Source organism: Mesorhizobium sp. M0514, from assembly GCF_040321145.1.
Classification (GTDB): Bacteria; Pseudomonadota; Alphaproteobacteria; order Rhizobiales; family Rhizobiaceae; genus Mesorhizobium.
The window spans coordinates 17,340-43,314 of record NZ_JAMYQZ010000054.1; the positions used below are offsets into that span (position 1 = coordinate 17,340).

The 25,975-nt window shown below is 63.9% G+C and carries 21 protein-coding genes; 12 read left to right on the forward strand and 9 right to left on the reverse strand.

What is annotated here, in order from left to right; translation table 11 throughout:
* Nucleotides 1-43 precede the first annotated feature (43 nt).
* The 4 genes from NKI61_RS21090 to NKI61_RS21105 all read left to right on the forward strand — a co-directional run bounded on the left by NKI61_RS21090 (nt 44) and on the right by NKI61_RS21105 (nt 2,394).
* Nucleotides 44-523, forward strand: coding sequence for a tellurite resistance TerB family protein (locus tag NKI61_RS21090; protein WP_023698391.1), 480 nt, complete (start codon nt 44-46; stop codon nt 521-523).
* Nucleotides 524-537: 14 nt separating this feature from the next.
* On the forward strand, nt 538-1,254 hold the full coding sequence (locus NKI61_RS21095) for a glutamine amidotransferase (RefSeq protein ID WP_023834670.1): 717 nt from the start codon (nt 538-540) through the stop codon (nt 1,252-1,254).
* Between the two features lie 187 nt (nt 1,255-1,441).
* Nucleotides 1,442-1,705, forward strand: coding sequence for a YMGG-like glycine zipper-containing protein (locus NKI61_RS21100; protein WP_023670477.1), 264 nt, complete (start codon nt 1,442-1,444; stop codon nt 1,703-1,705).
* Between the two features lie 56 nt (nt 1,706-1,761).
* Nucleotides 1,762-2,394, forward strand: a complete 633-nt coding sequence (locus NKI61_RS21105) for a LolA family protein (protein WP_023732913.1) — start codon at nt 1,762-1,764, stop codon at nt 2,392-2,394.
* 30 nt (nt 2,395-2,424) lie between these two features.
* On the opposite strand, the gene NKI61_RS21110 is transcribed toward NKI61_RS21105, so the two are convergent.
* The 9 genes from NKI61_RS21110 to NKI61_RS21150 form a co-directional block, all read right to left on the reverse strand.
* Complete coding sequence (locus NKI61_RS21110; protein ID WP_352840641.1) at nt 2,425-5,628, reverse strand: efflux RND transporter permease subunit; 3,204 nt, start codon at nt 5,626-5,628, stop codon at nt 2,425-2,427.
* Nucleotides 5,625-6,731, reverse strand: coding sequence for an efflux RND transporter periplasmic adaptor subunit (locus NKI61_RS21115; protein WP_352840654.1), 1,107 nt, complete (start codon nt 6,729-6,731; stop codon nt 5,625-5,627). The genes NKI61_RS21110 and NKI61_RS21115 overlap by 4 nt, the downstream gene beginning before the upstream one ends.
* A 361-nt stretch (nt 6,732-7,092) precedes the next feature.
* A complete protein-coding gene (locus NKI61_RS21120; RefSeq protein WP_023670472.1) occupies nt 7,093-8,334 on the reverse strand; it encodes an MFS transporter in 1,242 nt (413 codons plus the stop codon).
* Between the two features lie 158 nt (nt 8,335-8,492).
* Nucleotides 8,493-9,593, reverse strand: coding sequence for a pyridoxal phosphate-dependent aminotransferase (locus tag NKI61_RS21125; protein ID WP_352840642.1), 1,101 nt, complete (start codon nt 9,591-9,593; stop codon nt 8,493-8,495).
* Between the two features lie 124 nt (nt 9,594-9,717).
* On the reverse strand, nt 9,718-10,182 hold the full coding sequence (locus NKI61_RS21130; RefSeq protein WP_352840644.1) for a Ros/MucR family transcriptional regulator: 465 nt from the start codon (nt 10,180-10,182) through the stop codon (nt 9,718-9,720).
* 214 nt (nt 10,183-10,396) lie between these two features.
* Nucleotides 10,397-11,101, reverse strand: coding sequence for an ROK family protein (locus tag NKI61_RS21135; protein WP_023670469.1), 705 nt, complete (start codon nt 11,099-11,101; stop codon nt 10,397-10,399).
* A 119-nt stretch (nt 11,102-11,220) separates the two neighbouring features.
* On the reverse strand, nt 11,221-12,594 hold the full coding sequence (gene zwf, locus NKI61_RS21140; protein WP_352840646.1) for a glucose-6-phosphate dehydrogenase: 1,374 nt from the start codon (nt 12,592-12,594) through the stop codon (nt 11,221-11,223).
* Nucleotides 12,595-12,617: 23 nt separating this feature from the next.
* The gene (gene gnd / locus NKI61_RS21145) at nt 12,618-13,631 is read right to left on the reverse strand and encodes a phosphogluconate dehydrogenase (NAD(+)-dependent, decarboxylating) (protein WP_023694463.1); all 1,014 of its coding nucleotides are present in this window, start codon (nt 13,629-13,631) and stop codon (nt 12,618-12,620) included.
* A gap of 42 nt (nt 13,632-13,673) precedes the next feature.
* Nucleotides 13,674-16,094 (reverse strand): glucan 1,4-alpha-glucosidase, encoded by a 2,421-nt coding sequence (locus NKI61_RS21150; protein WP_502899910.1) that lies wholly within the window; start codon nt 16,092-16,094, stop codon nt 13,674-13,676.
* A 204-nt stretch (nt 16,095-16,298) separates the two neighbouring features.
* Between NKI61_RS21150 and NKI61_RS21155 the strand changes: the two genes are divergently transcribed.
* From NKI61_RS21155 to NKI61_RS21190, 8 genes are all read left to right on the forward strand, one after another.
* Nucleotides 16,299-17,312 carry an ABC transporter substrate-binding protein gene (locus NKI61_RS21155; RefSeq protein WP_023736805.1) on the forward strand — a complete coding sequence of 338 codons (1,014 nt, stop codon included), beginning with the start codon at nt 16,299-16,301 and terminating at the stop codon, nt 17,310-17,312.
* A 48-nt stretch (nt 17,313-17,360) separates the two neighbouring features.
* Nucleotides 17,361-18,827, forward strand: a complete 1,467-nt coding sequence (locus tag NKI61_RS21160) for a sugar ABC transporter ATP-binding protein (RefSeq protein ID WP_352840648.1) — start codon at nt 17,361-17,363, stop codon at nt 18,825-18,827.
* A 1-nt stretch (nt 18,828) separates the two neighbouring features.
* The gene (locus NKI61_RS21165) at nt 18,829-19,800 is read left to right on the forward strand and encodes an ABC transporter permease (protein ID WP_352840650.1); all 972 of its coding nucleotides are present in this window, start codon (nt 18,829-18,831) and stop codon (nt 19,798-19,800) included.
* A gap of 2 nt (nt 19,801-19,802) precedes the next feature.
* Nucleotides 19,803-20,750 (forward strand): ABC transporter permease, encoded by a 948-nt coding sequence (locus tag NKI61_RS21170; protein ID WP_352840652.1) that lies wholly within the window; start codon nt 19,803-19,805, stop codon nt 20,748-20,750.
* Nucleotides 20,751-20,878: 128 nt separating this feature from the next.
* On the forward strand, nt 20,879-21,904 hold the full coding sequence (locus NKI61_RS21175; protein WP_023670460.1) for a BMP family protein: 1,026 nt from the start codon (nt 20,879-20,881) through the stop codon (nt 21,902-21,904).
* A 174-nt stretch (nt 21,905-22,078) separates the two neighbouring features.
* Nucleotides 22,079-23,590: an ABC transporter ATP-binding protein gene (locus NKI61_RS21180; protein ID WP_023807701.1), complete on the forward strand. Its 1,512-nt coding sequence runs from the start codon at nt 22,079-22,081 to the stop codon at nt 23,588-23,590.
* Nucleotides 23,591-23,871: 281 nt separating this feature from the next.
* On the forward strand, nt 23,872-24,927 hold the full coding sequence (locus NKI61_RS21185; protein WP_023683937.1) for an ABC transporter permease: 1,056 nt from the start codon (nt 23,872-23,874) through the stop codon (nt 24,925-24,927).
* Nucleotides 24,924-25,868, forward strand: a complete 945-nt coding sequence (locus tag NKI61_RS21190) for an ABC transporter permease (protein WP_023694455.1) — start codon at nt 24,924-24,926, stop codon at nt 25,866-25,868. Before NKI61_RS21185 ends, NKI61_RS21190 begins: the two co-directional genes overlap by 4 nt.
* Nucleotides 25,869-25,975 lie beyond the last annotated feature (107 nt).

Sequence of the window (25,975 nt, forward strand, 5' to 3'; positions counted from 1 at the left end):
GTTTTTGGAAAAGATCATGCTCCAATAATGTGAAGTGAGCACCATGTTCGAACGCGTCCTGGCCTTTCTGAAAGACCTGCCCTCCGGGGCTGGGGCTCGCGCCAATGCGGACGATCCGCGCGTTGCGGCGTCGGCTTTGCTCTATCATGTGATGAATGCCGACGGCGTGCGCCAGGATGTCGAGTGGGAGCGGTTCAAGCAGGTGCTGGCGCAGAGCTATTCGATCAGCGGCGACGAACTCGATGCGTTGGCTGCCGCCGGCGAGCGCGCCGACAATGAGGCGATCGACCTCTATGCCTTCACCAGCGTCTTGAAGCGCCATCTCGACGCCGAGGCGCGCAAGGCTTTCATCGGCCTGATGTGGGAAATCGTCTATGCCGATGGCGAACTGCACGAGTTGGAGGACAACACCGTCTGGCGCGTCGCCGAACTGATCGGCGTCGAGCGCCACGACCGCGTCGAGGCGCGCCGCAAGGCGGCGGCCGCCGCGCCCGGCGCCAGCGGAACGTCGAGCGACGAATAGGATTCCGCCTTTCCATGCCGCCCAGACCGAGCTCGAAACCAAAAATCCTGATCGTGCTGCATCAGGAGACTTCGAGCCCCGGCCGGGTTGGCCACATGCTGCTCGAGGAAGGTTTCGACCTCGACATCCGCCGGCCGCCTCTCGGCGACAGCCTGCCGGAGACGCTGGAGGGACACGCCGGCGCCGTGGTGTTCGGCGGGCCGATGAGCGCCAATGACGAAGATGAGTTCGTCCGCCGCGAGACTAACTGGCTCAATGTTCCGCTAAAGGAGAACCGGCCCTTCCTCGGCATCTGCCTTGGCGCGCAGATGCTGGCCAATCATCTCGGCGGCAAGGTCGAGGGGCATGGCGAGGGGCTGGTCGAGATCGGCTGGTATCCGCTGAAGCCGACCGAAGCCGGCAAAAAGCTGCTGCCCTGGCCCGACATGGTTTACCAGTTTCACCGCGAAGGCTTTTCGCTGCCCAGGGATGCGACGCTGCTGGCCACGGCGGAAACCTACCCCAACCAGGCTTTTCGCTATGGCGACAATGCTTGGGGCATCCAGTTCCATGGCGAACTGACCCGGTTGATGATGCAGCGCTGGGTGGTGCGCGGCGCACACCGTTTCGAATTGCCCGGCGCGCAGCCCGGCCGCGACCATCTCGGCGGCCGGCTGATCTGGGATATGCACCTCAAGCGCTGGCTGAGCGAGTTTTTGAGCCTGATCTTCGGCAAGCCTACTGAGGGATAGAGCAAATCCAACTACTCTGAACGGCCGAGCTTGCCCAAAGACGACTTACCTCTGGGAGGCGTGTACGATGGATTCGGGACCTTAGCCCGTTCCCGCAGATTTGGATTGCGCCCCAAACACTCCGATGGATCGAAAAACTCCGTGGCGCATTTAAGCTTCGGCTAATAACGGCCCCAGGAGAGAATCAATGAAGAAGACGCTGCTCATTTTGAGCCTACTCATTCCGCTCGCGGCATGCTCCCGCACCGAACAAGGCGCTGCCGTCGGTGGTTTGGGTGGCGCAGCTGTAGGCGCAGCAGTGGCCGGCGACCCGGTAAAAGGGGCGGTTGTTGGCGGTGCGGTCGGAGCGCTGGCCGGGGCGGTCATCGGGCACGCCAGCGAAGCCGGCCAGTGCAGATATCGCGGTCGGAACGGTCGAGTTTACGTTGCTCAGTGCCCGGACGGCTACTGATCTCAAAGGCGCGTGATCTCTTTCGATCACGCGCCTGCTCGGGGTAGGATAACTGAATGGCATATAACAGCAAAAGACTGCTGGCTTTCTGGTTCGTTGTCAGCGCTGTCGCGATAAACGCCGAACTTTCGACCGCGGCCTTGGCCGCACCTGTAGAAGCGAAGACGATTGCCGATCACTTCTCATCGGTAAAGTCCATGTCCGGGGACTTTGTCCAGTCGGGCCCAATAGCGGAAAGGACCAAAGGGAAGTTTTTCCTCCAGCGGCCGGGCAAGATCCGGTTCAACTATGCAGGCCAATCAGGGGTCAGCGTAATTGCAGATGGAAAATCCTTGGTGGTCTATAACAAGAAGCTCAAGACATCGCGGCTTTATGCTCTCTCGAAGACGCCGCTCAAGCTGCTCCTCGACAATCAGGTCAACTTTTCCGGCAATCGCCTCAAAAGTATCAAGGACGATGGCGCCCAGGTGATCATCAGGCTGGCCGACAAGTCGGCTTTCGGCAATTCGAATATCACTATGGTGTTTGACAGAGAATCGCTCGATCTACGCAGATGGACCCTGACTGACGAGAGGGGCCTTACCTCGACAGTTACCATATCCAACGTGAAGCAGGGCGTTCGCGCTCCTGCGGGCACCTTCACTATCGACTATGCTGCAAACCGTGAATTCAACACCAAAACGAAATAGTCGGCAGCGCCACGAACTGCCCGTGTAACACTACTCGGCGGCCGTCTCGGACGGCACCTCTGCCGGTGCCGAAGACTCGGCCTCGGCATGCGGCTTGCGCCGTGAGAACAGCGACCTTAGCGTGACGTAGAACACCGGCGTCAGGAACAGGCCGACGAAAGTGACGCCCAGCATGCCGGAGAACACCGCGGTGCCGAGCGACTGGCGCATTTCCGCGCCCGGGCCCGTCGCGATCATCAGCGGCACGACGCCGAGGATGAACGAGAAGGCGGTCATCAGGATCGGCCGCAGCCTGAGCCGGCAGGCTTCGACGGCAGCCTCGGCCGCCGACAGGCCGCGTTCCTGGGCCTGCCGCGCGAACTCGACGATCAGGATCGCGTTCTTGGCGGCAAGCCCGATCAGCACGATGAGGCCGATCTGCACGAGGATGTTGTTGTCCAGCCCTCGGAACGACACGCCGAGCAACGCCGCCAGCACGCCGAGCGGCACCACCAGCACGATGGCGAACGGCAGCACCCAGCTTTCATATTGCGCCGCCAGCGCCAGGAACACGAACAGCACCGACAGTCCGAAGATATAGACTGCGGCATTGCCGGTGTTACGCTCCTGATAGGCGAGTTCGGTCCATTCATAGGAGGTACCGGCCGGCAACGTCTGTGCCGTGATCGCTTCCATCTTGGCAAGCGCATCGCCGGTGGAAACGCCGGGCGCGGCGTTGCCCTGCAGCGGCACCGAGACGTACATGTTGTAGCGCTGGACCAGCGCCGGGCCGGTGACGTCGCGGATCTCGATCAACGTGCCCAGCGGAACCAGCGCGCCGGTCGCCGAGCGCACCTTCAGTTTCAAGATGTCGGCGCGATCGAGGCGGAACGCCTGGTCGGCCTGCGCGCGCACCTGGTAGACGCGCCCGAAAGCGTTGAAGTCGTTGACGTAGGCGGTGCCCAGATTGATCGACAGCGTCTCGAAGATGTTGGGGATCGGCACGTTCAGGATGCGCGCCTTGTCGCGATCGATCGCCAGGAAGAATTGCGGGCTGGACGCGGAGAAAGTGGTGAACACGCCGGTCAGCCCCGCCGTCTTGTTGGCCTTGCCGGCAATTTCATAGGCAAGCGCCAGAATCTGCCGCATGTCGGCGCTGTTGCGCTCTTGGATCTGCAGCTTGAAGCCGCCGGCATTGCCGACGCCGCGGATCGGCGGCGGCGGCAGTGCGATAATGAAGGCTTCCTTGATGCTTTGCAGGCTGCCGAACAGATTGCCGATGACCTGGGTCGCCGACTGGCCGGCTTCCAGTCGCTCGTCAAACGGCTTGAACCTGGCGAAGATCACGCCCGCGTTGCTGGCATTGGTAAAGGTGGCGCCGGAGAAGCCGGCGAAGGCGACCGCGTAGTCGACGCCCGGCGTTTTCTGGATGATCTGCGACGCCTGCTGGATGACCGCATCGGTCCGCGATAGCGAGGCGCCGTCCGGCAACTGGACGACGACGATCGCATAGCCCTGGTCGAGCGACGGAATGAAACCGCGCGGCACCGTCTGCACCATATAGACCGTGGCGTAGATGAGGGCCGCGAAAACGGCCAGCGTGGCGGCGATCGCTACCCGCGAGCCGACCAGCACGCGCACGATGCTCGAATACCAATGGGCGACCTTGTCGAAGCCGCGATTGAAGCCGTCGGCGAGCGCCCGTCCGAACCGCGCCAGGAAAAAGCGCGGCGGCGCCGCAGCAGTGTGGTGCGGCTTGAACAGCAGCGCGGCCAGCGCCGGCGAGAGCGTCAGCGAATTGAATGCCGAGATCGCCGTCGACACCGCGATGGTGATCGCAAACTGCAGGTAGAACTGTCCGGAAATGCCGGGGATGAAGGCTGTCGGTACGAACACGGCTATCAGCACCAGCGAGATCGCGATGACCGCCGTGCCGACTTCGTCCATGGTCAGATGCGACGCCGGATTGGGCGCCAGCCCCCTGGCGATATTGCGCTCTACGTTCTCGACAACGACGATCGCATCGTCGACGACGATGCCGATGGCCAGAACGAGGCCGAACAGCGTCAGCATGTTGAGCGAGAAGCCGGCGGCGTAAAGCACCGCCAGCGTGCCGATCAGCGACACTGGGATCGCCACGATCGGCACGATCGCCATGCGCCACGATTGCAGGAAGACGATGATGACGATGATAACCAGCACCATCGCCTCGAGGATCGTCTTGTAGACCTCCTGGATCGACTCGGCGACGAACTCGGTCGGATTGTAGACGATGTCGTAGCTCAATCCCTTCGGGAAGTCCTGGGAAAGCTCCTTCATCTTGTCCTGGATCTCCGCGGCTGCGGCGAGCGCATTGGTGCCTGGCCGCTGGAAGATGGCGAGCGCCACCGCCGGTTTGCCGTTGAGATAGGAGTTGGTGACGTAATCCTTGGCGCCGAGCTCGATGCGCGCCACGTCCTGTAGCTGGATCAGGCGGCCGTCTTCGGCCGATTTGACGATCACGTATCGGAAGTCGCGTGCGTCGTTGAAGCGGCCTTGCGTGGTGACCGTGTACTGGAACGCCGTGCCGGTATTGGTCGGCGGCGCGCCGATGGAGCCGCCCGACACCTGGACGTTCTGGTCGCGCAGCGCCTGCACCACATCGCCCGAGGTCATCCCCAGGGCGGACAGTTTTTCCGGATCGAGCCAGATGCGCAGCGAATATTCGCGTTCGCCAAAGATGATGAGGTCGCCAACGCCGTCCAACCTGAGCAATATGTCGCGCACCCGCGAGCGGGCGTAGTTCGAGACGTAGAGCTGGTCGTAGGTATTGTCGGGCGACAGCATGTGCACGACCATCATCAGGTCGGGCGAGCTCTTGATGGTGGTGATGCCGAGGCGGCGGACTTCTTCGGGCAGGCGCGGCTCGGCGACCGAGACGCGGTTCTGTACCAGCACCTGCGCCTGGTCGAGATCGGTGCCCAGCTTGAAGGTGATGGTCAGCGCCATCGCTCCGTCGCCGGACGAATAGGACGACATGTAAAGCATGCCCTCGACGCCGTTGATCTCCTGCTCGATCGGCGTTGCCACCGTCGCTGCGACCGTCTCGGCGTCGGCGCCCGGGTACTGGGCGCGAACGACGATGGTCGGCGGCGCGATCTCGGGATATTGCGCGATCGGCAGCTGGGTATAGGCAATCCCGCCGAGGATCAGCAGGACGATCGAAACCACCGATGCGAAGATCGGACGGTCGACGAAGAAATGGGCGAACCTCATTGCTGCAACCCGGCGGTCTCGACCTTGGGCGGCAACGTCACCATCTCGACCTTCACCTTGGTGCCGGGCCTGGCGTGCATCAGCCCGTTGACGATGATCGTCTCGTCGCCGGTCAGGCCCGCGCGGATCACCCGGTAGCCGTCGAGAAGCGGGCCGGTGCGCACGGGCTTCGCCGACACCATCCCAGCCTCATCCACCAGGTACACGATGCGGCGATCCTGATCGGCGCCGACCGCCTCGTCGGGCACCAGAACGCCGCTATGCGGCAGCGACCCCGGCACGTTGATGCGCCCGAACATGCCTGGCTGGAGAACGCCGTCGGCGTTGGCAAACCTTGCACGCACCCGCATGGTGCCGGTCGCGTTGTCGATCCGGTTCTCGGCAAAATCGAGCTTGCCCTTGAATACCGCCTCCGCGCGGTCGGCGACGCGAACCACCACCTCGAGCCCGCCGGCGCCTTCCTGCATGCTGCCGCCGCGCTCCTTCGCGTCGCGGGCGTAGCTGAAATACAGGCGCTCATCGACGTCGAAATAGAAGTCGATCGGATCGCGCGTGACGATGGTCGTCAGCAAGGTGGAATCCGGCTGCACGAGGTTGCCGACCGACACCAGCCGGCGGTCGATGCGGCCGGACAAGGGCGCCTTGATCTCGGTGAACTCCAGGTTCAGGTTGGCCGTCGTCAGCGCCGCCGTCGCGCCCTGCATCTGCGCCTGCGCCGAAAGGTATTCCCGCCGGCGGTCGTCGACCGTCGCGGCCGAGATATTGCCGGTCTTGGCGAGCTCATCGGCGCGATCCAGCTGCATCTTGGAGAATTCGAGCAGAGACTTGGCGACGTCTACTTGCGACTTGGCGGCATCGTAGGCCGCCTGGTACGGACGCTGGTCGATGGTGAAGAGCAGGTCGCCCTTGTTGACCAGTGCGCCGTCCTGGAAGCTGATCTTGTCCAGATAGCCGCTGACGCGCGAACGGATGGCGACCTCGTCGACGGATTCGAAGCGCCCGACGAACTCGTCGTCTTCGACGATTTCACGCACCACCGGCTTGGCCGCCGTCACCACGGGCAGTTGCTGGTCCTGCGCAAACGCGTTGCTGCTGAAAGCCATACCGAGCAGGAATGCCACTGTGACGGCGGCGCGGGCCAGCCAGCCGGCCGATCGGCTGGGTCGCCCGCTTGCGTCGCGATGCGATTGCCGATTCCCTGAAGTGTCCATTTGCGTCCCCGCTCGCTGGACCCGGAGGTCGGGTGGTTCTCTTCTATATTTAAGGTTTCTCGTCGAGACCAGAGCACTGCAGTATTGTGCATGGCAACATGATCATTTTCCATATGGGTTGAAATGTCCACCCTGTGGCTGCCCCGCCATCTGGCTAGTTCGCCCAGAACCGGCCCATCCGCTTCCGGCCCATCTCAGCCGTCATCGGCGCAAGCTGATTTGGACCGAGCGCCGGATCCTGCGGCTTACTCGATCAGTTGCGGCTGTTGAGATGCCGCACCCTTCGCAGTTGCGGAAACAGCACCGCCCACAGTCCGGCGACGGCAATCGCACCGACGCCGCCGATCACCACCGCCGGCACGGTGCCGATCAGCGCCGCCATGGTGCCGGCGCGGAACTCGCCGACTTCGTTGGAGGCGCCGACGAAGACCTGGTTGACGGCGTTGACGCGGCCGCGAACCTCGTCGGGTGTCCACAGCTGGATCAGCGTCTCCCGGATATAGACGCTGAACATATCGGTGGCGCCGAGGCCGGCAAGGGCCAGGATCGACAGCCAGGTGATGGTCGAGACGCCGAACAGCACGGTGAAGGCGCCGAACCCGGCGACGAAGCCGAGCATGATCTTGCCGGCACTGTCGCGCAGCGGATGCCCGGCAAGCCAGACCGCGACACAGATGGCGCCGATGCCGGGCGCCGAGCGCAGCAGGCCGAGGCCCCACGGGCCGAGTTCCAGAATATCGCGGGCATAGACCGGCAGCAGCGCCGAGGCACCGGACAGAAGCACGGCGAAGAGGTCGAGCGAGATGGCGCCCAGGACGATCTTCTCGCTCCAGATATAGCGGAAGCCGGCAAACAGCGTTTCCATGGTCGGCTTGTCGGTGGCGCTCTGCTGGGCCGGTTTCGGAATGGTGAAGATCAGCAGACCGGCCACCAGCATCAGCACGGAGGCAACGGCGTAAGCGGCTTCGGCCGAGACGCCATAGAGCAGGCCGCCGGCGACCGGGCCGACAATGGTCGCAGTTTGCCAGGCGGACGAGTTCCAGGCGATCGCATTGCCGAAATCTTCCGGCGGAACAAGGTTGGCGAACAGCGACGACGAGGCCGGCCCATAAAAAGCGCGCGCCAGGCCGAACATAGCCAGCACGATGAAGATCGGCAGCGGGCTGACGAGACCGCGCAGCGTGAAGTACAACAGGACAAGCGCACAACCTGCCTCGACTACCGTCGCCAGCGCCATGATCAGGCGGCGGCCGAAACGGTCGGCGACAACGCCGGTGACCAGCACCAGCAGCAGCGACGGCAGGAACTGGACGATGCCGACAATGCCGAGATCGAAGGGATCGCGCGTCAGATCATAGATCTGCCAGCCGACGGCGACGGACACGATCATGGTGGCGAAGGTGGTCAGGAAACGCGCCGCCCAATAGCTCAGGAAGGAGCGATGGCGGAAGGCGGCGTAACGCCGGTCAGGCGGTGTATGGGAATGGGATGTCATGGATACAGGCCCCGTTGCTTGCATTGGCCGGCGGGGCACTTCCCGGAAATGGGCGCTGTTCCGGCCAATGAAACTTATCAAAGTTCGGAGCGCGTATGCGTGAAAATCGGGCCTGGATCAAGCGGTTTTCCAGCCGCTCGCCCGATTGCACGCGGACGTTACTGCCTCAGCGCGGCGGTGATGGCGTCGAGGCCGCCCTGTAATTCCGCCTCTTTCGGCCAGCCGAAACCGACGCGGAAGAAGCGCTTGGGCATATCGAACCAGTGGCCGGGACCGACATAGGTGCCGTGGTTTTCCAAGAGATTGACGTAGAAACGGTCGAGGTCGAAGTCTGGACTGACATTGAGCCTTGGAAATCCGACGACGCCGCCTTGTGGCCGCACCCAGTCGACCAGCGGCTCGCGGTCGATCCAGTCTTGCACGATGTCGCGGCGTTTCGCCATCTCGGGCAGCAGCGCGGCCAAGAAAGTGTCGCGGCGCCCCAGCATGCCGCGCGCAATGCCTTCGTCGATGACGCTGCCGCAAATGCCGATCTGCTCCTTGGCGGCGAGGAAGCGCTCCTGCAGTTCGGCATCGCTGGTGATCAGCCAGCCAATGCGGATGCCGGGAATGCCGAAGGCTTTCGACAGCGACGAGACGCTGATCGCCTTGGGGCTGAGAGAAGCCGCCGCCGGCAGGCGCTGTCCATAGGAGAGGTCGCGATAGGTCTCGTCGACCAGCAGATGGCAGCCGCTCGCTTCGGCCAGCGCAATCAGCGCGTCGAGATCGGCCCGGCCCATCATGGTGCCGGTCGGGTTGTGCGGGCAGGTGACGCTGATCAGCTTGGTGTTCGGTTGCATGCTGGCGGCGACGCGGCCGAAATCGATGGCAAAGCCTGCGTCGAAATCGAGATCGACATAGGAGATGGCGCAGCCGATCGCCTTGGGGGTCTCGATGTTGGTGGCGTAGTTCGGCCGGACGACGACAAGGTGGTCGCGCTCCGACAGAAGCGAGGTCGAGATGATGAAGAGCGCGCCCGCCGCACCGGCGGTCACCAGAACATCGTCAGCGGAGATGCCTTTGTCTTGCGCTGCGATCAGCGCCCGCAACTCCTTGTCGCCGCGATGCTCGCCGTAGAACAGCGTGAGATCCGGCAGCGACAGGCCGACGTCGGAGAGTTTCTGATCGGCGATCGAGCTTTCGGAGAGATTGAAGCGGATGCGATCGTAGCCGTATTCCTCCGGCGCCTCTTTCTCGATCACCATTCTGGCGTAGTTCATCGCTGCTCCCCCAAAGCAATCTCTGTGGTGTACAAAAGCACGAAGCCTGCCAAGGCTCATTCGCTGGCAGGCTTCAGTTCCAGTCGTCCAAACGATTGGCTCAGCGCCGAGGCGCTGAGCCCACTCAGGCCGGGACTTTGGCCTTCCGACCCTTGGCTTTGGCTGGCGGCGCCACTGCGGCCTTGCGGCCGAGGCCGATCGCCTTGGCCAGCTCGGAGCGCGACGCCGCGTAGTTGGGGGCAACCATCGGATAGTCGGCCGGCAGGCCCCATTTGGTACGATAGGCTTCCGGCGTCAGGTTGAAATGGACGCCGAGATGGCGCTTCAGCGATTTGAATTTTTTGCCGTCCTCGAGGCAGATGATGTAGTCCGGCGTCACCGACCGCTTGGGATTGACGGCCGGGATCTGCGGCGCCGCCACTGGGGCCGGCGGCTGGCTGAGCCCGCCGATCGACGCCGCAACGCTGGCGATGAGATCGCTCAGGCCGGCAACGGGCAAGCGGTTCTTCTCGACGTAAGCGGACACGATATGGGCGGTAAGCTCGAGCAGGTCGATGTCCTTGTCAGAGTCGTTGCTGTCGTCGGCCAATTTATCTCTCCGTCGCTAGGGGGGTGGCGGAAACTCCCAGAGTGGTCCCAGCGGAGCCGGAAATCCGCTCTAGTCATTTGTCTTGCCGCATATGTGCGGTTGCGCCAGATGATTCCATCCGGTGCCACCGATCTAATCGCCAAATCTGCGTAACGCAATGACTTCGTATCGCGCCACACGTCATTTTGAACAACTATACTGAATTTTAATACTATCAGACGATGAGCGCCTTGTCGCGCCATAGTCGAAAACCGCCCTCGAAAGCGCGCGTATTGTCGCCGCGCCTGGATGTGGCGGGCAATTCATCCAGTCTGTCGACATTGCCGCCGCCGATGACGACATAATCCGGCTGCAGCGCCGCACGCAGCCGCCCGACGACGTCGAAAACGTATTTGCGCCATTTCTTCTTGCCGTATTTCTCCAGGCCGCGCTCGCCGACATAATCTTCGAAACTGCCGCCCTTGCGGTACGGCAGATGCGCCAGTTCCATCGGCTGGCCGACATTGTTGAGGATCATCGCCGCGCCCAGGCCGGTGCCGAGGCCGAGGAACAGCATGCGCCCGCCATCGTAGCTGCCGATCGCCTGCAGCAGCGCGTCGTTGACGACCTTGACCGGCTTTCCGAAGGCGGCAGCAAAATCGTAGCCGTCCCAGCCCTTGCCGAGATTGGCGGGATCGAGCGAAGGCCTGTTGTGCCTGACCGGGCCGGGATAGCCCATCGAGATCAGGTCATAGGCCAGCCCTTCGGCCAGCGTCTTCACCGTGGCGACCATCTGCTGCGGCGTCAGGTCCGGTCCGGAATCGGCGCGGCGCATCTCGCCGCCTGCGCTGGTGAGGATTTTCACATGCGAGCCGCCGACATCGATCGTCAGCACGATCGGTTCGGCCTTGGCCTTCGCGGGCCTGGCTGCCTTGGCCATGTCGTTTCCTCCGCTCACTTGGCGCATTCCCGCGTTTCAGGGAAACGGGGGAATGCTCCAACTCTTTGTTTTTACCCAATTTCGGACGGAAAGACCGCTCGCACTTTTCCTGGAATTGCTCAACTCGGATTGATCCAGCCGTTGGGCGGCCCGAAGCTGGCCATGGCGTCGGCAGGCCCCCAGGTCTTCGGCTCATACATATGCGGCGGCGTGGTGTCGCCGAGCACCGGGCCGACAATGCGCCAGGCAAGCTCGCTGGCATCCTGGCGGGTGAACAATTGGCCATTGCCGTTCATGGCATCGCCGATCAGCCGCTCATAGGGCGGCATGTCGCCCTTCGAATCGTCCAGCGCGGTGAGCTCGACCTGCTCGCCGACCATGTCGTCGCCGGGTGCCTTGCGTTGCGCGCCGATCGAGATCGCCACCTGCGGGTCGATGCGGAAGCGCACGTAATTGGCGTCGCTGGGCTTGATCGGATCGAAGACGTCCAGCGGCGGCCGCTTCAGCCGCACGATCACTTCGGTCACATGCACCGGCATGTTCTTGCCGGTGCGGATGAAGAAGGGCACGTCCTGCCAGCGCCAGGTGTCGACCATGAAGCGCACCGCGGCAAAGGTTTCGACCGGCGAGTTCGGCTTCACGCCGGGTTCAGCGAGGTAGCCTGTGAACTGGCCGCGCACGACGTCGTCCTTGGTCAGCGTGCGGATGGCGCGCAGCACCTGCACCTTCTCGTCGATCAGATCGTCGGCCGAGCGGCCGACCGGCGGTTCCATGGCGAGCAGCAAAAGGATGTTGAGCAGATGGTTCTCGATCACATCGCGGATAGCGCCGACATCGTCATAGAATTTGCCACGGCCTTCGACGCCGAAGTCCTCGGCCATGGTGATCTGTACGCTTTCGACGAAGTTGCGGTTCCAGATTGGCTCGAGAAAGGAATTGGCAAAGCGGAAATAGAGCAGGTTCTGGATCGCCTCCTTGCCGAGATAGTGGTCGATGCGGAAGATCGACTGCTCTTCGAACACCAGATGCAGCACGCGGTTCAGCCAGCGCGCCGATTGCAGATCGTGGCCGAACGGCTTTTCCACCATCAGCCGCGCGCCATGCGCGGTACCAGATTGCTCCAGCCCCTGGACAACGGTCTCGAACATGGTCGGCGGCACCGCCATATAGTGCAGCGGCCGCTGCGCCGAGCCGAGCGCCGTCTTCAGCTTCTCGAAGGTCGCGCCGTCGCGGTAGTCGCCGCTGACATAGCGCAGCAGACTGGCGAATTTGGCGAAGATCTTTTCGTCGATCTTGCCGACAGCGTTGACGATGCCGTCGCGGGCCCGCGCCTTCAATTGGTTGATGTCCCAGGCATCGAAGGCGACCCCGATCACCGGCTCGGTCAGCGTCCCCTTGGCTACCATCTGGTAGAGGGCCGGAAATATCTTCTTGTGGGCAAGGTCGCCGGTTGCTCCGAAGAGCACCAGCGTGTCGGACCGTTCCGGGCTCATCTTGCGCGTCTCCCCTGCGGCCTTCACTTGCCGGCCTTCGGCTTTTCGACATGGCCGCCAAAGGCATAGCGCATGGCCGACAGCAGCTTGTCGGCGAATTCGGATTCGCCCTGCGAGGAGAAGCGGTCGAACAAAGCCGAGGACAGAACCGGCGCCGGCACGCCGGTGTCGATCGCCGCCTTCAGCGTCCAGCGGCCTTCACCGGAATCGGAGACGCGGCCGCCGAACTGGGCCAATGCCGGGTCGCTCTTCAGAGCGCCGGCGGTGAGGTCGAGCAGCCAGGAGCCGATCACACTGCCATGGCGCCAGACCTCGGCCACCTGCGGCAGGTCGATGTCGAACTGATAGTATTGCGGGTTTTCCAAAGGGCTGGTCTCGGCGTCGGCAGTGCGCTGTCTTTTGCCGGCATTGGCCGATTTCAGGATGTTCATGCCTTCGGCGTAGGCGGCCATGACGCCATATTCGATGCCGTTGTGGATCATCTTGACGAAATGGCCGGCGCCGCTCGGTCCGCAATGCAGGTAGCCAAAGGGTGCGGTCCCGCCCGCCTTGTCGGGCGTGGCGCCAGCATCGGCGCCGGGCGCCAGCGTGGCGAAGATCGGATCGAGGTGTTTGACCGCCGTATCGGGGCCGCCGATCATCAGGCAGTAGCCGCGCTCCAAGCCCCAGACGCCGCCGCTGGTGCCGACATCGACATAGTGCAGGCCCTTGGCCGCGAGTTCGGCCGCCTGGTCGACCGCGTCGTGATAATAGGAATTGCCGCCGTCGATGATGATGTCGCCGGGTTCCATCAGCGCCGCCACCTGGTCGGCGATCTTGCCGGTGATCGCCGCTGGCAGCATCAGCCAGGCGCTGCGCGGCTTGGAAAGCTTGCCGACGAACTCCTCCATCGATGCGGCGCCGATGGCGCCATCGGCAACCAGGCCGGCAACGCTTGCCGGGTTGATGTCGTAGACGACGCATTCATGGCCGTCGCGCATCAGGCGGCGCACCATGTTGGCGCCCATCCTGCCTAGTCCCATCATTCCGATCTGCATGGTCTTGTCCTAGTCGCTTGAGGAAAGAAAATTGCTGGCGAGTTAGTTCTCAATGCCGACGGTGAAGTCGACATTCTCCCAACGGTCGCCGTCGGGCCAGAAAAAAGTGAAGACGATCGTATTACCTCGCGGAATATCGGCCACCGGCAGATCCGCCAGATGGACGCCAAAGACATTCACGGACGTGTTGATTTCATGGCTGGTCTGCCACTGGTCGCCGCTCCAGCGGATCAGTGCCGGCTGCAGCAGTTCAACCCGCAGCGTCTTGCCGGCTTCCATGGTGCGCAGCCTGTTGTTGAAGCGCCATATCCTCAGCGGCGAGCCGGTCTTGTCCCTGACATAGCGCTTGACGCCTTGCGGCGGCATGTCGAAGACGGCGCCGTCGCGGAGCGAGCGCAACAGCTTGATGTGTTCCGAATGCGCCCAGACCAGCGGCATGGCGCTGCCCGACGGCCTGCCCAGCCACAATTCGCGCTCCGGTATGTCGGCGCCGTCCCAGACCTGTTCCGGCAGCAGACCGCCCACCCCAGCCGAAGCCTCGAATGTGTCGAGCAGGCTTGCCGCCTTGTCCTTGCGGCCGGCGGCCAGCTCGTAGTGGGCGCGTTCGCCGGCCAGCAACGGCCAGGGTCGGCCCTGGCCGTTGCCGTCGAAGGGGGCGCCGTCGGCGTGTTCGCCATAACCGTCGCTGGTGTAGCGGTACCATAGAGGCCCTTGCGGCAGGTCGCAGCGCAGTTGCGCGTCGATGATCTTGACCGTGCCGACGATGCGCGGATCGTCCGCGGCCCTGAGGCCGAAGCGGACCAGCGCCAGCGCGTCCGGGCTGACAATCGCTTCGGCCGGCTTGTCGGTATCGCCCGGCGGACGGTTCTTGATCGGTACGAAGCCGTCCTTCGGCGATGCGGCGCCTGAAGCGTCGGCCGGCGCGATGCGGATGTAGTAGCCGTCGACGCCAGCCTCGTGGCACTCCGGTGTGCCGCTGACATAGGTCCAGCGCTCGATCTGGTCGTTCCAGCAATCTGCGACCTCGCGCAAATAGTTAGCCGGCTCGGGTTTGCCGTTGACGTCGAACAGATCGGCGGCGCCAAGCAGTGCCGATATTTCGACGGCGAGCGTGAATGGGCTGTAGCCCGCGTCCTCTTCCCAGCGGTCCTGCCCGGTGACGGGGCCATTGCGCACGATATAGGACGCTGCCTTCTCGACCATCGGCATGAAGGCGGCGAGCTTGGCGCGCGGCAGGTGGCCGGCGCGGTGCAGCGCATCGGCAAGCAGCAGCGGGAAGGCGCATTCGTCCATCTGGATGCCCGGCCAATAGAGCGAGCCGTCGAGCCACACATTTTGTGGCCAGTGGCCGTCCGGCTGCTGGATGGAACGGAGATAGGCGAGGATCTCAAGCGCCTGCGCCGGATCGCCGGCGGCGAGGAAGCCGCCCGCAGTTTCGACGAGGTCGCGCGGCCAGACCAGATGATATCCGCCAAGGTCGTCGTCGCCCTTGCTGAACCCCCAGGGGATCGACAGGCTGGCGACGGCCGCACCGGGCCTCGCCAGCGACAGGTGTGTCGCCAGCACCGCTGTGCTGACGCGGTAGGTGTTGAGGCCGGATGCATCATGGTGGTCGAGCGCCGTCAGGCCTGCCTGCCATTTCCGCCATTTCGCGACATAGACCTTTGCCGCCGGCTCAAACCCGCGTTTCAGGCTGGCGGCGGCGTTTTCGGCCGCTTCATCCGGCGTTGCCCCAAACCCAAGCGCAAGCAAGGCTTTGCTGTTGCGTAAGGAAAAGCCGATCTCGCCGGTCAGCGCGACATTGCCGTCCTCCGCCCTTTGGCAGGCCGGATCGAGCCGGCCGGCGCGGCTGAGTTGCTGCCAGCCGTCGGAAAAGCCTGCATAGCCGGCCGAGCAATCACCCCAGGGCAGCGAGGATGCAAGCGCCAGGCAGGTGCCGCGCCCGGACGCGAACAGCATCGGCCTCCCCTTGTGCTCGTCGGTCCAGGCGGTGTTGCCCATGCCGGCATTGACCAGATGCGGCGCCAGCAGGGCGTAGACGCGGTAGTCCGTGGCCACGCCCTCGAGTGCCGTGAAGCTGGTTTCCTGCAGCAAGGCCGGGCGCGCCGGATCCGCCAGGATGCGCTTTTCGATCTGGTAACGCGCCGTCGCGTTGATCAGCCGGTAGGCGGGCACGCCGTCCTCGAACGGCTCGATGGCATGCGTGGCGTCACGCTTCTCCTCGGAGAACCAGCCGCCGGGACCGGTGACCAGCAGTCCCATGTCGCGCGTGCAGGCGCTGTCGAGGCCGGGATAATAGACCTCGTTGACGATGCCATGGCTGAGCGTGAACCAGACGCGGCTCGCCGGCGAAAGCGCGGCACCTACGCCGCTCTTGGCGCTTGACGTCCAGCGCGCCGGAATTCCGGGGGCGCCCATTCTTTTGGGTGCACTGGGGGGAAGGGTCGGCGGCATCGCTGCCATGCATGGTCTCCTGGACCCTTCCCTAGACCAGCACGCGAAGGCTTTTCAACCGCCGCACCTGAAGTTGATCGTCCAAGCGTGATCGATCGCAGTTGACAAGCGAGCTCATCTGCATTTGTCTGACAATAGATAAAAAACAGGCAGCCAACGCCAAAACCATCAGCAACAGTCGGCGGGGCCGACAATCCATGGGAGGATTATGACATGAAGAAACTGCTCGTACTGAGCGCTCTGGCGGCGATGCTCGCCTCGGGCACGGCGCTTGCCGACACCAGCGGCAAGAAGATCGCCTTCTCCAACAATTACGCCGGCAATTCGTGGCGTCAGGCGATGCTCGACAGCTACGGCATCGTCACGAAGAAGGCGGTGGAGGATAAGATCGTCGGCGCCGCCGACATCTTCACCACCGCCGACAAGGAAGTGCCGACGCAGGCTGCCCAGGTGCAGAACCTGATCCTGCAGGGCTATGACGCCATCGTCATCAACGCCGCCTCGCCGGATGCGCTGAACGGCGCCATCAAGCAGGCCTGCGATGCCGGCATCGTCGTCGTCTCCTTCGACGGGACGGTCACCGAACCTTGCGCCTACCGCGTCGTCGTCGACTTCAAGGACATGGGCAAGCAGGAAGTCGAGCAGATGGCCAAATTCCAGCCCAAGGGCGGCAATTTGCTGGAAATCCGCGGCCTTGCCGGCACCTCGATCGACGATGCCATCCATGCCGGCATCCTCGAAGGCGTCGCCGCCCATCCCGAGTTCAAGATCGTCGGTTCGGTGACCGGCGACTGGGACCAGACGACGGCGCAGAAGGCGGTCGCGACGATCCTGCCTTCGTTGCCCGACATCGTCGGCATCGTCGACCAGGGCGGTGACGGTTATGGCGCGGCACAAGCCTTTGCCGCCGCAGGCAAGCCGCGTCCGACGATCATCATGGGCAACCGCCAGGACGAGCTGAAATGGTGGAAGGAGCAGAAGGACAAGGATGGCTACCAGACCTGGTCAGCCTCGATCGCGCCCGGCGTGTCGTCGCTGGCCTTCTGGGTGGCGCAGCAGGTGCTCGACGGCCGCACGGACATTCCGCATGACCTTTTGGTGCCGTATCTCGCCTTTACCCAGGACAATTTCGAGACCGAGCTGCCGAAAATCAAGGAGGGCGGCGTCGCCACCCACGAATACAGCCAGCAAGACGCAATCGCGGCGATCAAAGCCAATATCAAGTGATGCATTGCATTCATTGCCAGCGGCATGACCGACCGGATATCGTTGAGCATGCCTGAGGCCAATACGGACATCATCAGACTGGGCGGCGCCGAAAAACATTTCGGCGCCGTTCGGGCGCTTAACGGCGTCGATTTTCATGTCGCATCAGGCGAATGCGTCGGGCTGGTCGGCCACAACGGCGCCGGCAAGTCGACGCTGATGCATATGGTGGCCGGTACACTGCAGCCCGATGGCGGTGAGATCGCGGTGCGTGGCAATGCCGAAACCGACTACTCGGTGGCGCGCGCGCTGAAACTCGGCATACGCTGCGTGTTCCAGGAACTGTCGCTCTGCCCTAACCTCAGTATCGCGGAGAATACGCGCATCAACCATCCGGCGCTCACCGGCTTCGGCTGGCGACGCAAGGCGGCTGCTCTCATTGCCGCCAAGCTGGACGAAATCTTTCCGGATCACGGCATCTCGGCGGACGACATTGCCGGCGATCTCTCCATCGGCCGGCGGCAGATGGTCGAGGTGGCGCGCGCCTTCACGGTGACGCGCGATCCGCTCGACCTGGTCATTCTCGACGAGCCGACCTCTTCGCTGGACGCGCATACTGCGGGCCAGCTGCTTGCCTTCGTGCGCCGTTTCGTAGCCACCGGGGGCAGCTGCATCCTGATCTCGCATGTGCTGGGCGAGGTGCTGCAAAATGCCGACCGCATCGTGGTGATGCGCGACGGCAAGGTGGTCGCCACGGACGTTGCAAAAGCGTTCGACCGCGACCGGCTGGTGGCCACCATGGGTGGCTCGGAAGCGCGCGAGAAGATCGCGGCGGAGATCGCCGCCAGGCCGGCGGGTGGCCCGGTCAGGGTGCGGGCGCGGCCCGAGCGGCAGCAGGACGGCAAGGAGCTTGTCGCCCGCGCCGGCGAGATCATCGGGCTTGCCGGGCTTGCCGGCCATGGCCAGACCGACCTGTTGCTGGCGATCTTTGCCGCCGCGACGCGTAGAAGGCTTGATATCGAGGTGACCGCCCCGGTGGCGCTGGTGGCCGGAGACCGCCAATCGGACGGCATTTTCCCGCAATGGTCTATTGCCGAAAACATCGGCATCCGCTCACTGGCGCGGCTGCGCAAAGGGCTGCTGATCTCGCCGCAGCGCGAGGCCGAGCTTGCTGAGTTTTGGAAGCAGAAGATCGGCATCCGCACGCCCGACATGACCAACAACATCTTCTCGTTGTCCGGCGGCAACCAGCAGAAAGCGCTGTTTGCCCGCGCTCTCGGCTCCGATGCGCAGATCGTGCTGATGGACGATCCGATGCGCGGCGTGGACATCGGCACCAAGCTTGAGGTCTACGATCTCGTGCGCGAAGAGGCGGCCAAGGGCCGGACCTTCCTCTGGTACACCACCGAGACCGAAGAGCTCGACAATTGCGACCACATCCATGTCTTCAAGAACGGCCGCATCGTCGCCAATCTCACGCGCGACGAGCTGACGGAGGAAAAGATCATCCAGTCCTCATTCGGCGACGCGGCCTGAGATGACGGCAGTCGCTCCCGGCTCTACGTCCTCGCCGCGCAGCAGCGCGGCCCGCGCGCGCCTGCTGCGCAGCCTGTTGCCGGCGCTGTCGCTGGCGCTGGTGGTTATCGCCATCGCCTGGCTCAACCCACGCGCCATCAGCTATTTCGGCTTCAGCCTGATGTTGAACCTCGCTATTCCGATCGCGCTGGCGACGATCGCCCAGATGTTCGTCATCGCCGGCAATGAGCTCGATCTGTCGATCGGCACTTTTGTCGGCTTTGTCGGCTGCGTCACCGCGACCTGGCTGAAGGACGCGCCGCTGCTCGGCGTGGTCATCCTGCTCGGCGCCATCGGGGTCTATGCACTGCTGGGCGCATTGATCCATCTGCGCAATCTGCCGTCGATCGTGGTGACGCTGGGCATGAGCTTCGTCTGGCAGGGGCTTGCCATTCTGGTGCTGCCCAAGCCCGGTGGCAAGGCGCCGGACTGGCTCTTGTCGCTGATGGCCTTCAAGCCGCCCTTCATTCCGTTCCCTATCATCGCCGCGCTGGCGATCGCAGCGGTGGTGCATTTTGGGCTGATGCGCACCTCCTATGGCGTCATCCTGCGGGGATCCGGCGGCAATCCGGCGGCGCTCAGGCGCGCTGGCTGGTCGCTGCTTCGAACCAAGATCGTGCTGTTTGCGCTGACCGGCCTGTTCGGCGTTCTGTCCGGCATGGCGCTGATCGGCATCACCACCTCGGCCGACGCCAATATCGGCAATGGCTACACGCTGCTGGCGATCGCCGGCGTCATCCTCGGCGGCGGCGAGTTCGTCGGCGGCCGGGTATCGCCCATAGGGGCCGTGCTCGGCGCGCTGACACTGGCGCTGGCGGCATCGCCTCTGCTCACCTTCATGCACATCCCGCCGGATTGGCAGGTCGCGGCCAACGGCGCCATCCTGATCATCGTGCTGGCGGCCCGCGTCCTGATCAGCCGCAGGGAGAGGTAGCGATGACATTTGTGAAATCGCTTGTCGCCAAACCCTGGATATGGTCGTTCATCGGCGCGATGTTCGTCTGGCTGGCGACCATCGCTTTCACCGGCGGTTATGGCGGCGGCGGCATGATCACGGCGGCACTTTCGCTTGCCGTGTTCACCGTCATCGTCGGCGTCGGCCAAATGTTCGTCATCACGCTCGGGCCAGGCAATGTCGACCTGTCGCTACCGGCCAATATCGGGCTCGCCAGTGCCGTCGCCATGAAGGTCATGGGCGGCAGCGATTCCATGATCGTGGTCGGGCTGCTCGCCGCGCTCGCCTGCGGCGCTGCCATCGGCGCCGTCAACTATCTCCTGATCTGGGCGCTGAGGATCCCGCCGATCATCGCCACTCTGTCGGCCAGCTTCATCATCCAGTCGATCGACATCAGCTATGGGCGTGGCCTGCAGATCAAGCCGCCGCCCGGCTTTGCCGATTTTGCCAACTGGCAAATCCTGGGCATTCCAGTACTGGCGATCCTTACCGTATTGTTCACCATCGGTGCGGCCATCGCCTTGCAGCGCATGATCTATGGCCGCTCGGTGCTGGCGATCGGCCAGAACATCCGCGCCGCGTGGCTTGCCGGCGTCAATGTCGGCCGCACCCGCTTCCTCACTTACACGCTGTCGGGCGCGCTCGGCGGCATGGACGGGGCGCTGCTCGCCGGCTATTTCCGCGGCGCCAATGTCGATATCGGCAACGAGTACCTGCTGGCCTCGATCGCCGTCGTCGTCATCGGCGGCACCTCGGTCGCCGGTGGCAAGGCCAATGTTCCCGGTGTCTGGGGCGCGGCGCTGTTCCTGGTGCTGCTTCTGACCATGCTCAACACGTTCGGCGTCAGCGCCGGCGTTCGGCTGTTGCTGACCGGGCTGATCATCGTCGGCGTCATCACCGTAGCCGGCGGCGAGAAAGCGCTGCGCTAAAAGGCGTGAGCCCGGCAGCAGTCCCGCCAAATTTGACCATGTGGACAAAAGTCCGCACCCGTTCCATAGTTCCGCGTCTGATTTCGGAACAGTCGGCTCGACACGGCTGTCAAACAGAGGGGCACTAGATGGAAAACCGGAAAAACAAATCGCAATCGACCGGCCTGTCGCGGCGCGACGTGCTGGAACTCGGCGCACTTGGCCTGGCCGCAGCCATGCTGCCGGGTGCAGCCTTCGCCAAGGACAAGAAGCTGAAGGTGGCGGCGATCTTCGCCACGCCGATCGAGGAGCCGTGGGACAACCAGATTCACGTCGCCCTGCAGAAGGCCGAGAAGGAACTCGGCATCGAATACAAATGGTCGGAAAAGGTGCAGACCGCCGATTTCAGCCGCGTCATGCGCGAATATGCGCAAGGCGGGTATCAGCTGGTGCTGGGCGACGCCTTCGCCGCCGAGCGTGAATCGCGCCGCACGGCAAAGCAGTTCCCGAAGACGGCATGGCTGTTCGGCTCGGGCGCCGGCCCGGCCGAGCCCAATTTCGGCGTCTTCGACAACTGGATCCACGAGCCGGCCTATCTCTCCGGCATGATCGCCGGCAAGATGTCGAAGTCGGGCACGATCGGCGCGGTGGCGGCCATGGGCATTCCGGAAGTGAACCGGCTGGTCAACGCCTTCTTTGCCGGCGCCAAGGAGGTCAATCCCAACATCAAGAAGAAGGTCGCCTTCATTGGCTCGTTCTTCGATCCGCCCAAGGCCAAGGAAGCGGCGGTCGCCCAGATCGATGCCGGCGTCGATGTCATCTATGCGGAGCGCTTCGGCGTCATCGAGGCGGCGGTGGACAAGAAGATCCTCGCCATCTCCAACATGTCCGACCAGTCGAGCCTCGGCCCCGACACGGTCATAACCGGGCCGGTCTGGGACATGTATCCGACGGTCGAGCAGGCGATCAAGCTGGTCAAGGCCGGTGTCTTCACCGCGCAGGACTATGGCGATTTCTCGCGCATGGCCAAGGGCGGGTCGTTCCTGGCGCCCTACCATAAGTTCGACAAGACGCTGCCGGCGGATGTGAAGGATCTGGTCGAGAAGAAGAAGGCCGAGATCCTGGAAGGCAATTTCCGGGTGGATGTCGACGAGAACACGCCGGTTTCGGATTAGCTCGGCGTACCCCTCCCCCTTGAGGGGAGGGTGGCCCGTAGGGCCGGGTGGGGTCCTCCGCGAAGTGCTCCATCCTGCTAAGTCATAGGTTGAGGCAGTTGAGGTGACCCCACCCGCCTCGCTTCGCTCGGCACCCTCCCCTCGAGGGGGAGGGGTATCTCCGCAGGAGCATCCTTGTCCGCCCCTCTCATCGAAATGCGCGGCATCACCAAGAGCTTCGGCGCCGTCAAGGCGAATGAGGCTGTCGATCTAAGCGTCGCCCCAGGTGAGATCCTCGGCCTGCTGGGCGAAAACGGCGCCGGCAAGACGACGCTGATGAATGTGCTGTTCGGCGCCTATGCGCCGGATGCCGGCGAAATTCTTATCCAGGGCAAGACCGTGCGGATCACCAGTTCGGCCGATGCGCTGGCCGCCGGCATCGGCATGGTGCACCAGCATTTTCATTTGGCGCCAAGGCTGACGGTCCTGGAAAACCTTCTGATTGGCATTCCCGGCAAATCCGGCCGCATCGACCGCGCCGGCGGACTTGCCCGGTTGTCCGACATCAGCCGTCAGTATGGGCTGACGCTGGACCCCAACCTGCCTGTCTCCGCGCTGTCGGTCGGCGAGCAGCAGCGGCTCGAAATCGTCAAGGCGCTGTTTCGCGGCGCCAGGCTGTTGATCCTCGACGAGCCGACGGCGGTGTTGGCGCCGAGCGAGGTCGACGGGCTGTTTTCGGCGCTGCGCTCGATGGCGGCGCAGGGGCTCGGCATCATCTTCATCTCGCATAAATTGAACGAGGTGCGGGCGCTCACCCATCGCTGCACCGTATTGCGGCACGGCCGCGTCGCCGGCCGTGTCGACGATCCGGCGAACACGACATCGGCAGAAATGGCGCAGCTGATGTGCGGCCATGAGATCGTGCCGCCGGCAAGAGGACCTTCGACCCCAGGCGCGGCGGTGCTGACGCTCGACGGTATTTCCACCTCACGGCATTCGGGGACGCCGCTGCGCGATGTATCGCTTGCCGTTCGCGCGGGCGAAATCCTCGGCATTGCCGGGGTCTCCGGCAATGGCCAGCGGGCGCTGGCCGAGGTGATTTCCGGCACGCGCGCGCCCGACGCCGGCGCGATGACGATAGCCGGCAAACCTGTTACGCGGTTCTCGCCGCGCGAGGTGCAGGCGCTCGGCCTTGGCCGCATCCCGGAAGACCGTATGACGACCGGGCTGGTCACCAATCTGCCGCTCGCCGATTCCATGGTGTTGCCGCGCATTGGTACTGCGGCTTTCAGCAGCCGGGGCCTGCTCAAGCCAGATGCGATCCGCGCCTTCGCCGAAGAACAGATCAAGGCCTATGACATTAGGTGCCCCGGGCCGATGACCCGCGCCGGCGCGCTGTCGGGCGGCAATCTGCAGAAGGCGCTGCTGGCGCGCGAACTGGCTTTCGACCCGAAGGTGCTGATCGTCTCGCAGCCGACGCGCGGCCTCGACATCGGTGCCGCCCGCTTCATCCACGAAAAATTCCTCGACATGCGTGCCAAGGGCTGCGGGATCATCGTCATCGGCGAGGATCTCGAAGAGCTGCTGGTGCTCTGCGACCGCATCGCGGTGATGTATGAGGGCCGCATCGCCGGCACGCTGGACAGCGCCGATGCGACCATCGCGCGGCTTGGGCTGCTGATGACCGGGGCGGAGGGCAGAGCCTAGATGGACTTTCTCACTCGGTTCCTCGCAGAAACCTCAAATAATACTGCCCGCTTTTGGCTGACTTTAAGCGTCAGCGCTGCCCCTCACCTGCCTGCCGGCATCCTCTCCCCGTATAGAGACGGGGAGAGGGGCTCTCACCCATGGTTTCGCCAATCACCACAGCTGCAAGAGGGGAGTTGCATAGGGCCCGGATCCCTTCTCCTCGTGTCTATACGGGGAGAAGGTGCCGGCAGGCGGATGAAGGGCGGCGCGACCGTCTGGGCGGCGGAGGGGCATAGCTGATGTTCCGCCTCGAAGCCCGCAGTTCCACCCCCGCCTGGTTCAATCTCGCTTTGCCGCTGCTGGCCATCGGCGCAGCGCTGGTCCTGTGCAGCGGCCTCATCGCGCTGGCCGGCGCCGGCGTGCTTGAGGCCTATGGCGTGATGCTGTCGGCCTCGTTCGGCGACAGCTATGCCATCACCGAAACGCTGGTGCGCGCCGCCCCGATGATCTTCACCGGGCTGGCTGTGGCCGTCGCCTTCCGGGCCAAATTCTGGAACATCGGCGCCGAGGGCCAATTGCTGGCCGGCGCCGTGGCCAGCTGCTTCGTCGGCGCCATCCCAATGCCGGGCGCGCTGGCGATCCTGTCGATGGCGCTGGCCGGCGCTGCTGCCGGTGCCGCTGTCGCGCTTGTGCCGGCGACCCTGCGAGTGAAATTCAAAGTCGATGACGTCGTCAGTTCGCTGCTGCTCAATTCGGTCATCTACTATGCGCTAATGGCGCTGATCGAGGGGCCGTGGAAGGACTCGTTCAGCGGCTATCCGATCTCGCCGCCGATCGAGGATTCGGCGAATTTCCCGGTGCTGCTCGAAGGCACAAGGCTGCATCTGGGTGTCATCGCCGCGTTGATCGCGGCACCGTTGATCTGGTTCCTGATCGTGCGCACCACGCTCGGCTTCCGGATCAGGGTCACCGGCGAAAGCCCGGAAGCCGCCCGCTATGGCGGCATCCACGTCGAGCGGGTGCTGATTTCGACGGCGCTGCTGTCGGGCGCGCTGGCCGGGCTTGCCGGCGTAGGCGAGGTCGGCGGCGTGCATTTCCAGGTGATGAGCGACATTTCGCCGGGCTATGGCTATTCCGGCATCGTCGTTGCCATGCTGGCCAGGCTCAATCCGCTCGGCGTCGTACCGGCGGCGATCTTCCTGGCCGCCGTGATGACCGGCGCCGAAGCGATGTCGCGCGCCACCGGCGTGCCGGCGTTCCTCAGCGATGTCATCCAGGGCACGGCGCTGCTCGCCATGCTGGTGGCGCTGCTGTTCACGGCCTATCGCATCCGCCGCGTCGGTGCCGCCTTATGAGCGCGGTGTTCGAACAGATCTTTCAGGTCGGCTTCCTCGCCGCCATTATCCGCATCGCCACGCCGCTGGCATTTGCCACGCTGGGCGAGATGTTCTCCGAGCGGGCCGGCGTGCTCAATCTCGGTATCGAAGGCATCATGCTGCTCTGCGCGATGACCGGCTTCACCGCCGCCAGCCTCAGCGGCAGCCTGTGGCTCGGCGTGCTGGCCGCGGTGTTGACCGGCATGGCGATGAGCGCGCTGCATGCGCTGTTCACCGTGGCGCTCGGCCTCAGCCAGCATGTCTGCGGCATCGGCGTTACTTTGTTCTCGTCCGGCCTTGCCTATTTCCTCTACCGTCTGACCTTCGGCCAGCAATCGGTGCCGCCCAGCATCAAGGGTTTTCAGACGGTGCCGATCCCGCTGCTGTCGGATATTCCGGTTCTGGGGTCAGCGGTTTTCAACCAGTTTGCGCTGGTCTACTTGGCAATCATTGCCATCCCGCTCGCTGCTTTCGTGCTCTACCGCACGCCTTGGGGGCTGTCGGTGCGGATGGTCGGCGAGAACCCGCGCGCCGCTGATTCCGCTGGGGTCAGCGTCATCGCCACGCGCTTCCAGGCGGTCATCCTCGGCGGTGCGCTGATGGGGCTTGCGGGCGCCTTCCTCACCATGGCACAGTTCAACGCCTTCACCTTTGGTGTCGTGTCGGGCCGTGGCTGGGTGGCGATCGCGCTGGTCGTGTTCGGCCGCTGGGACCCGTGGCGCTCTGCGGGCGCGGCGCTGCTGTTCGCCTTCGTCGATGCGCTACAATTGCGCATGCAGGCGAGCGGCCTCGGGCATATTCCCTATGAGACGTTCTTGATGCTGCCGTTCATTTTCACCATCGTCGCGATGGCCGTGATGTCACGCAACGCGGTTGCGCCGTCGGCGCTGCTGAAGCCGTTTCGACGAGAAGAGCGGTAAGCGAGTAGGACTTGGCGCCCTGTCCAGCCGATACATGGGTAACACTTTGAACCGGATACATAGGTGACACTTCTCTCCCCCTATGCGTCCGCCGCAGCGCCAAGCGG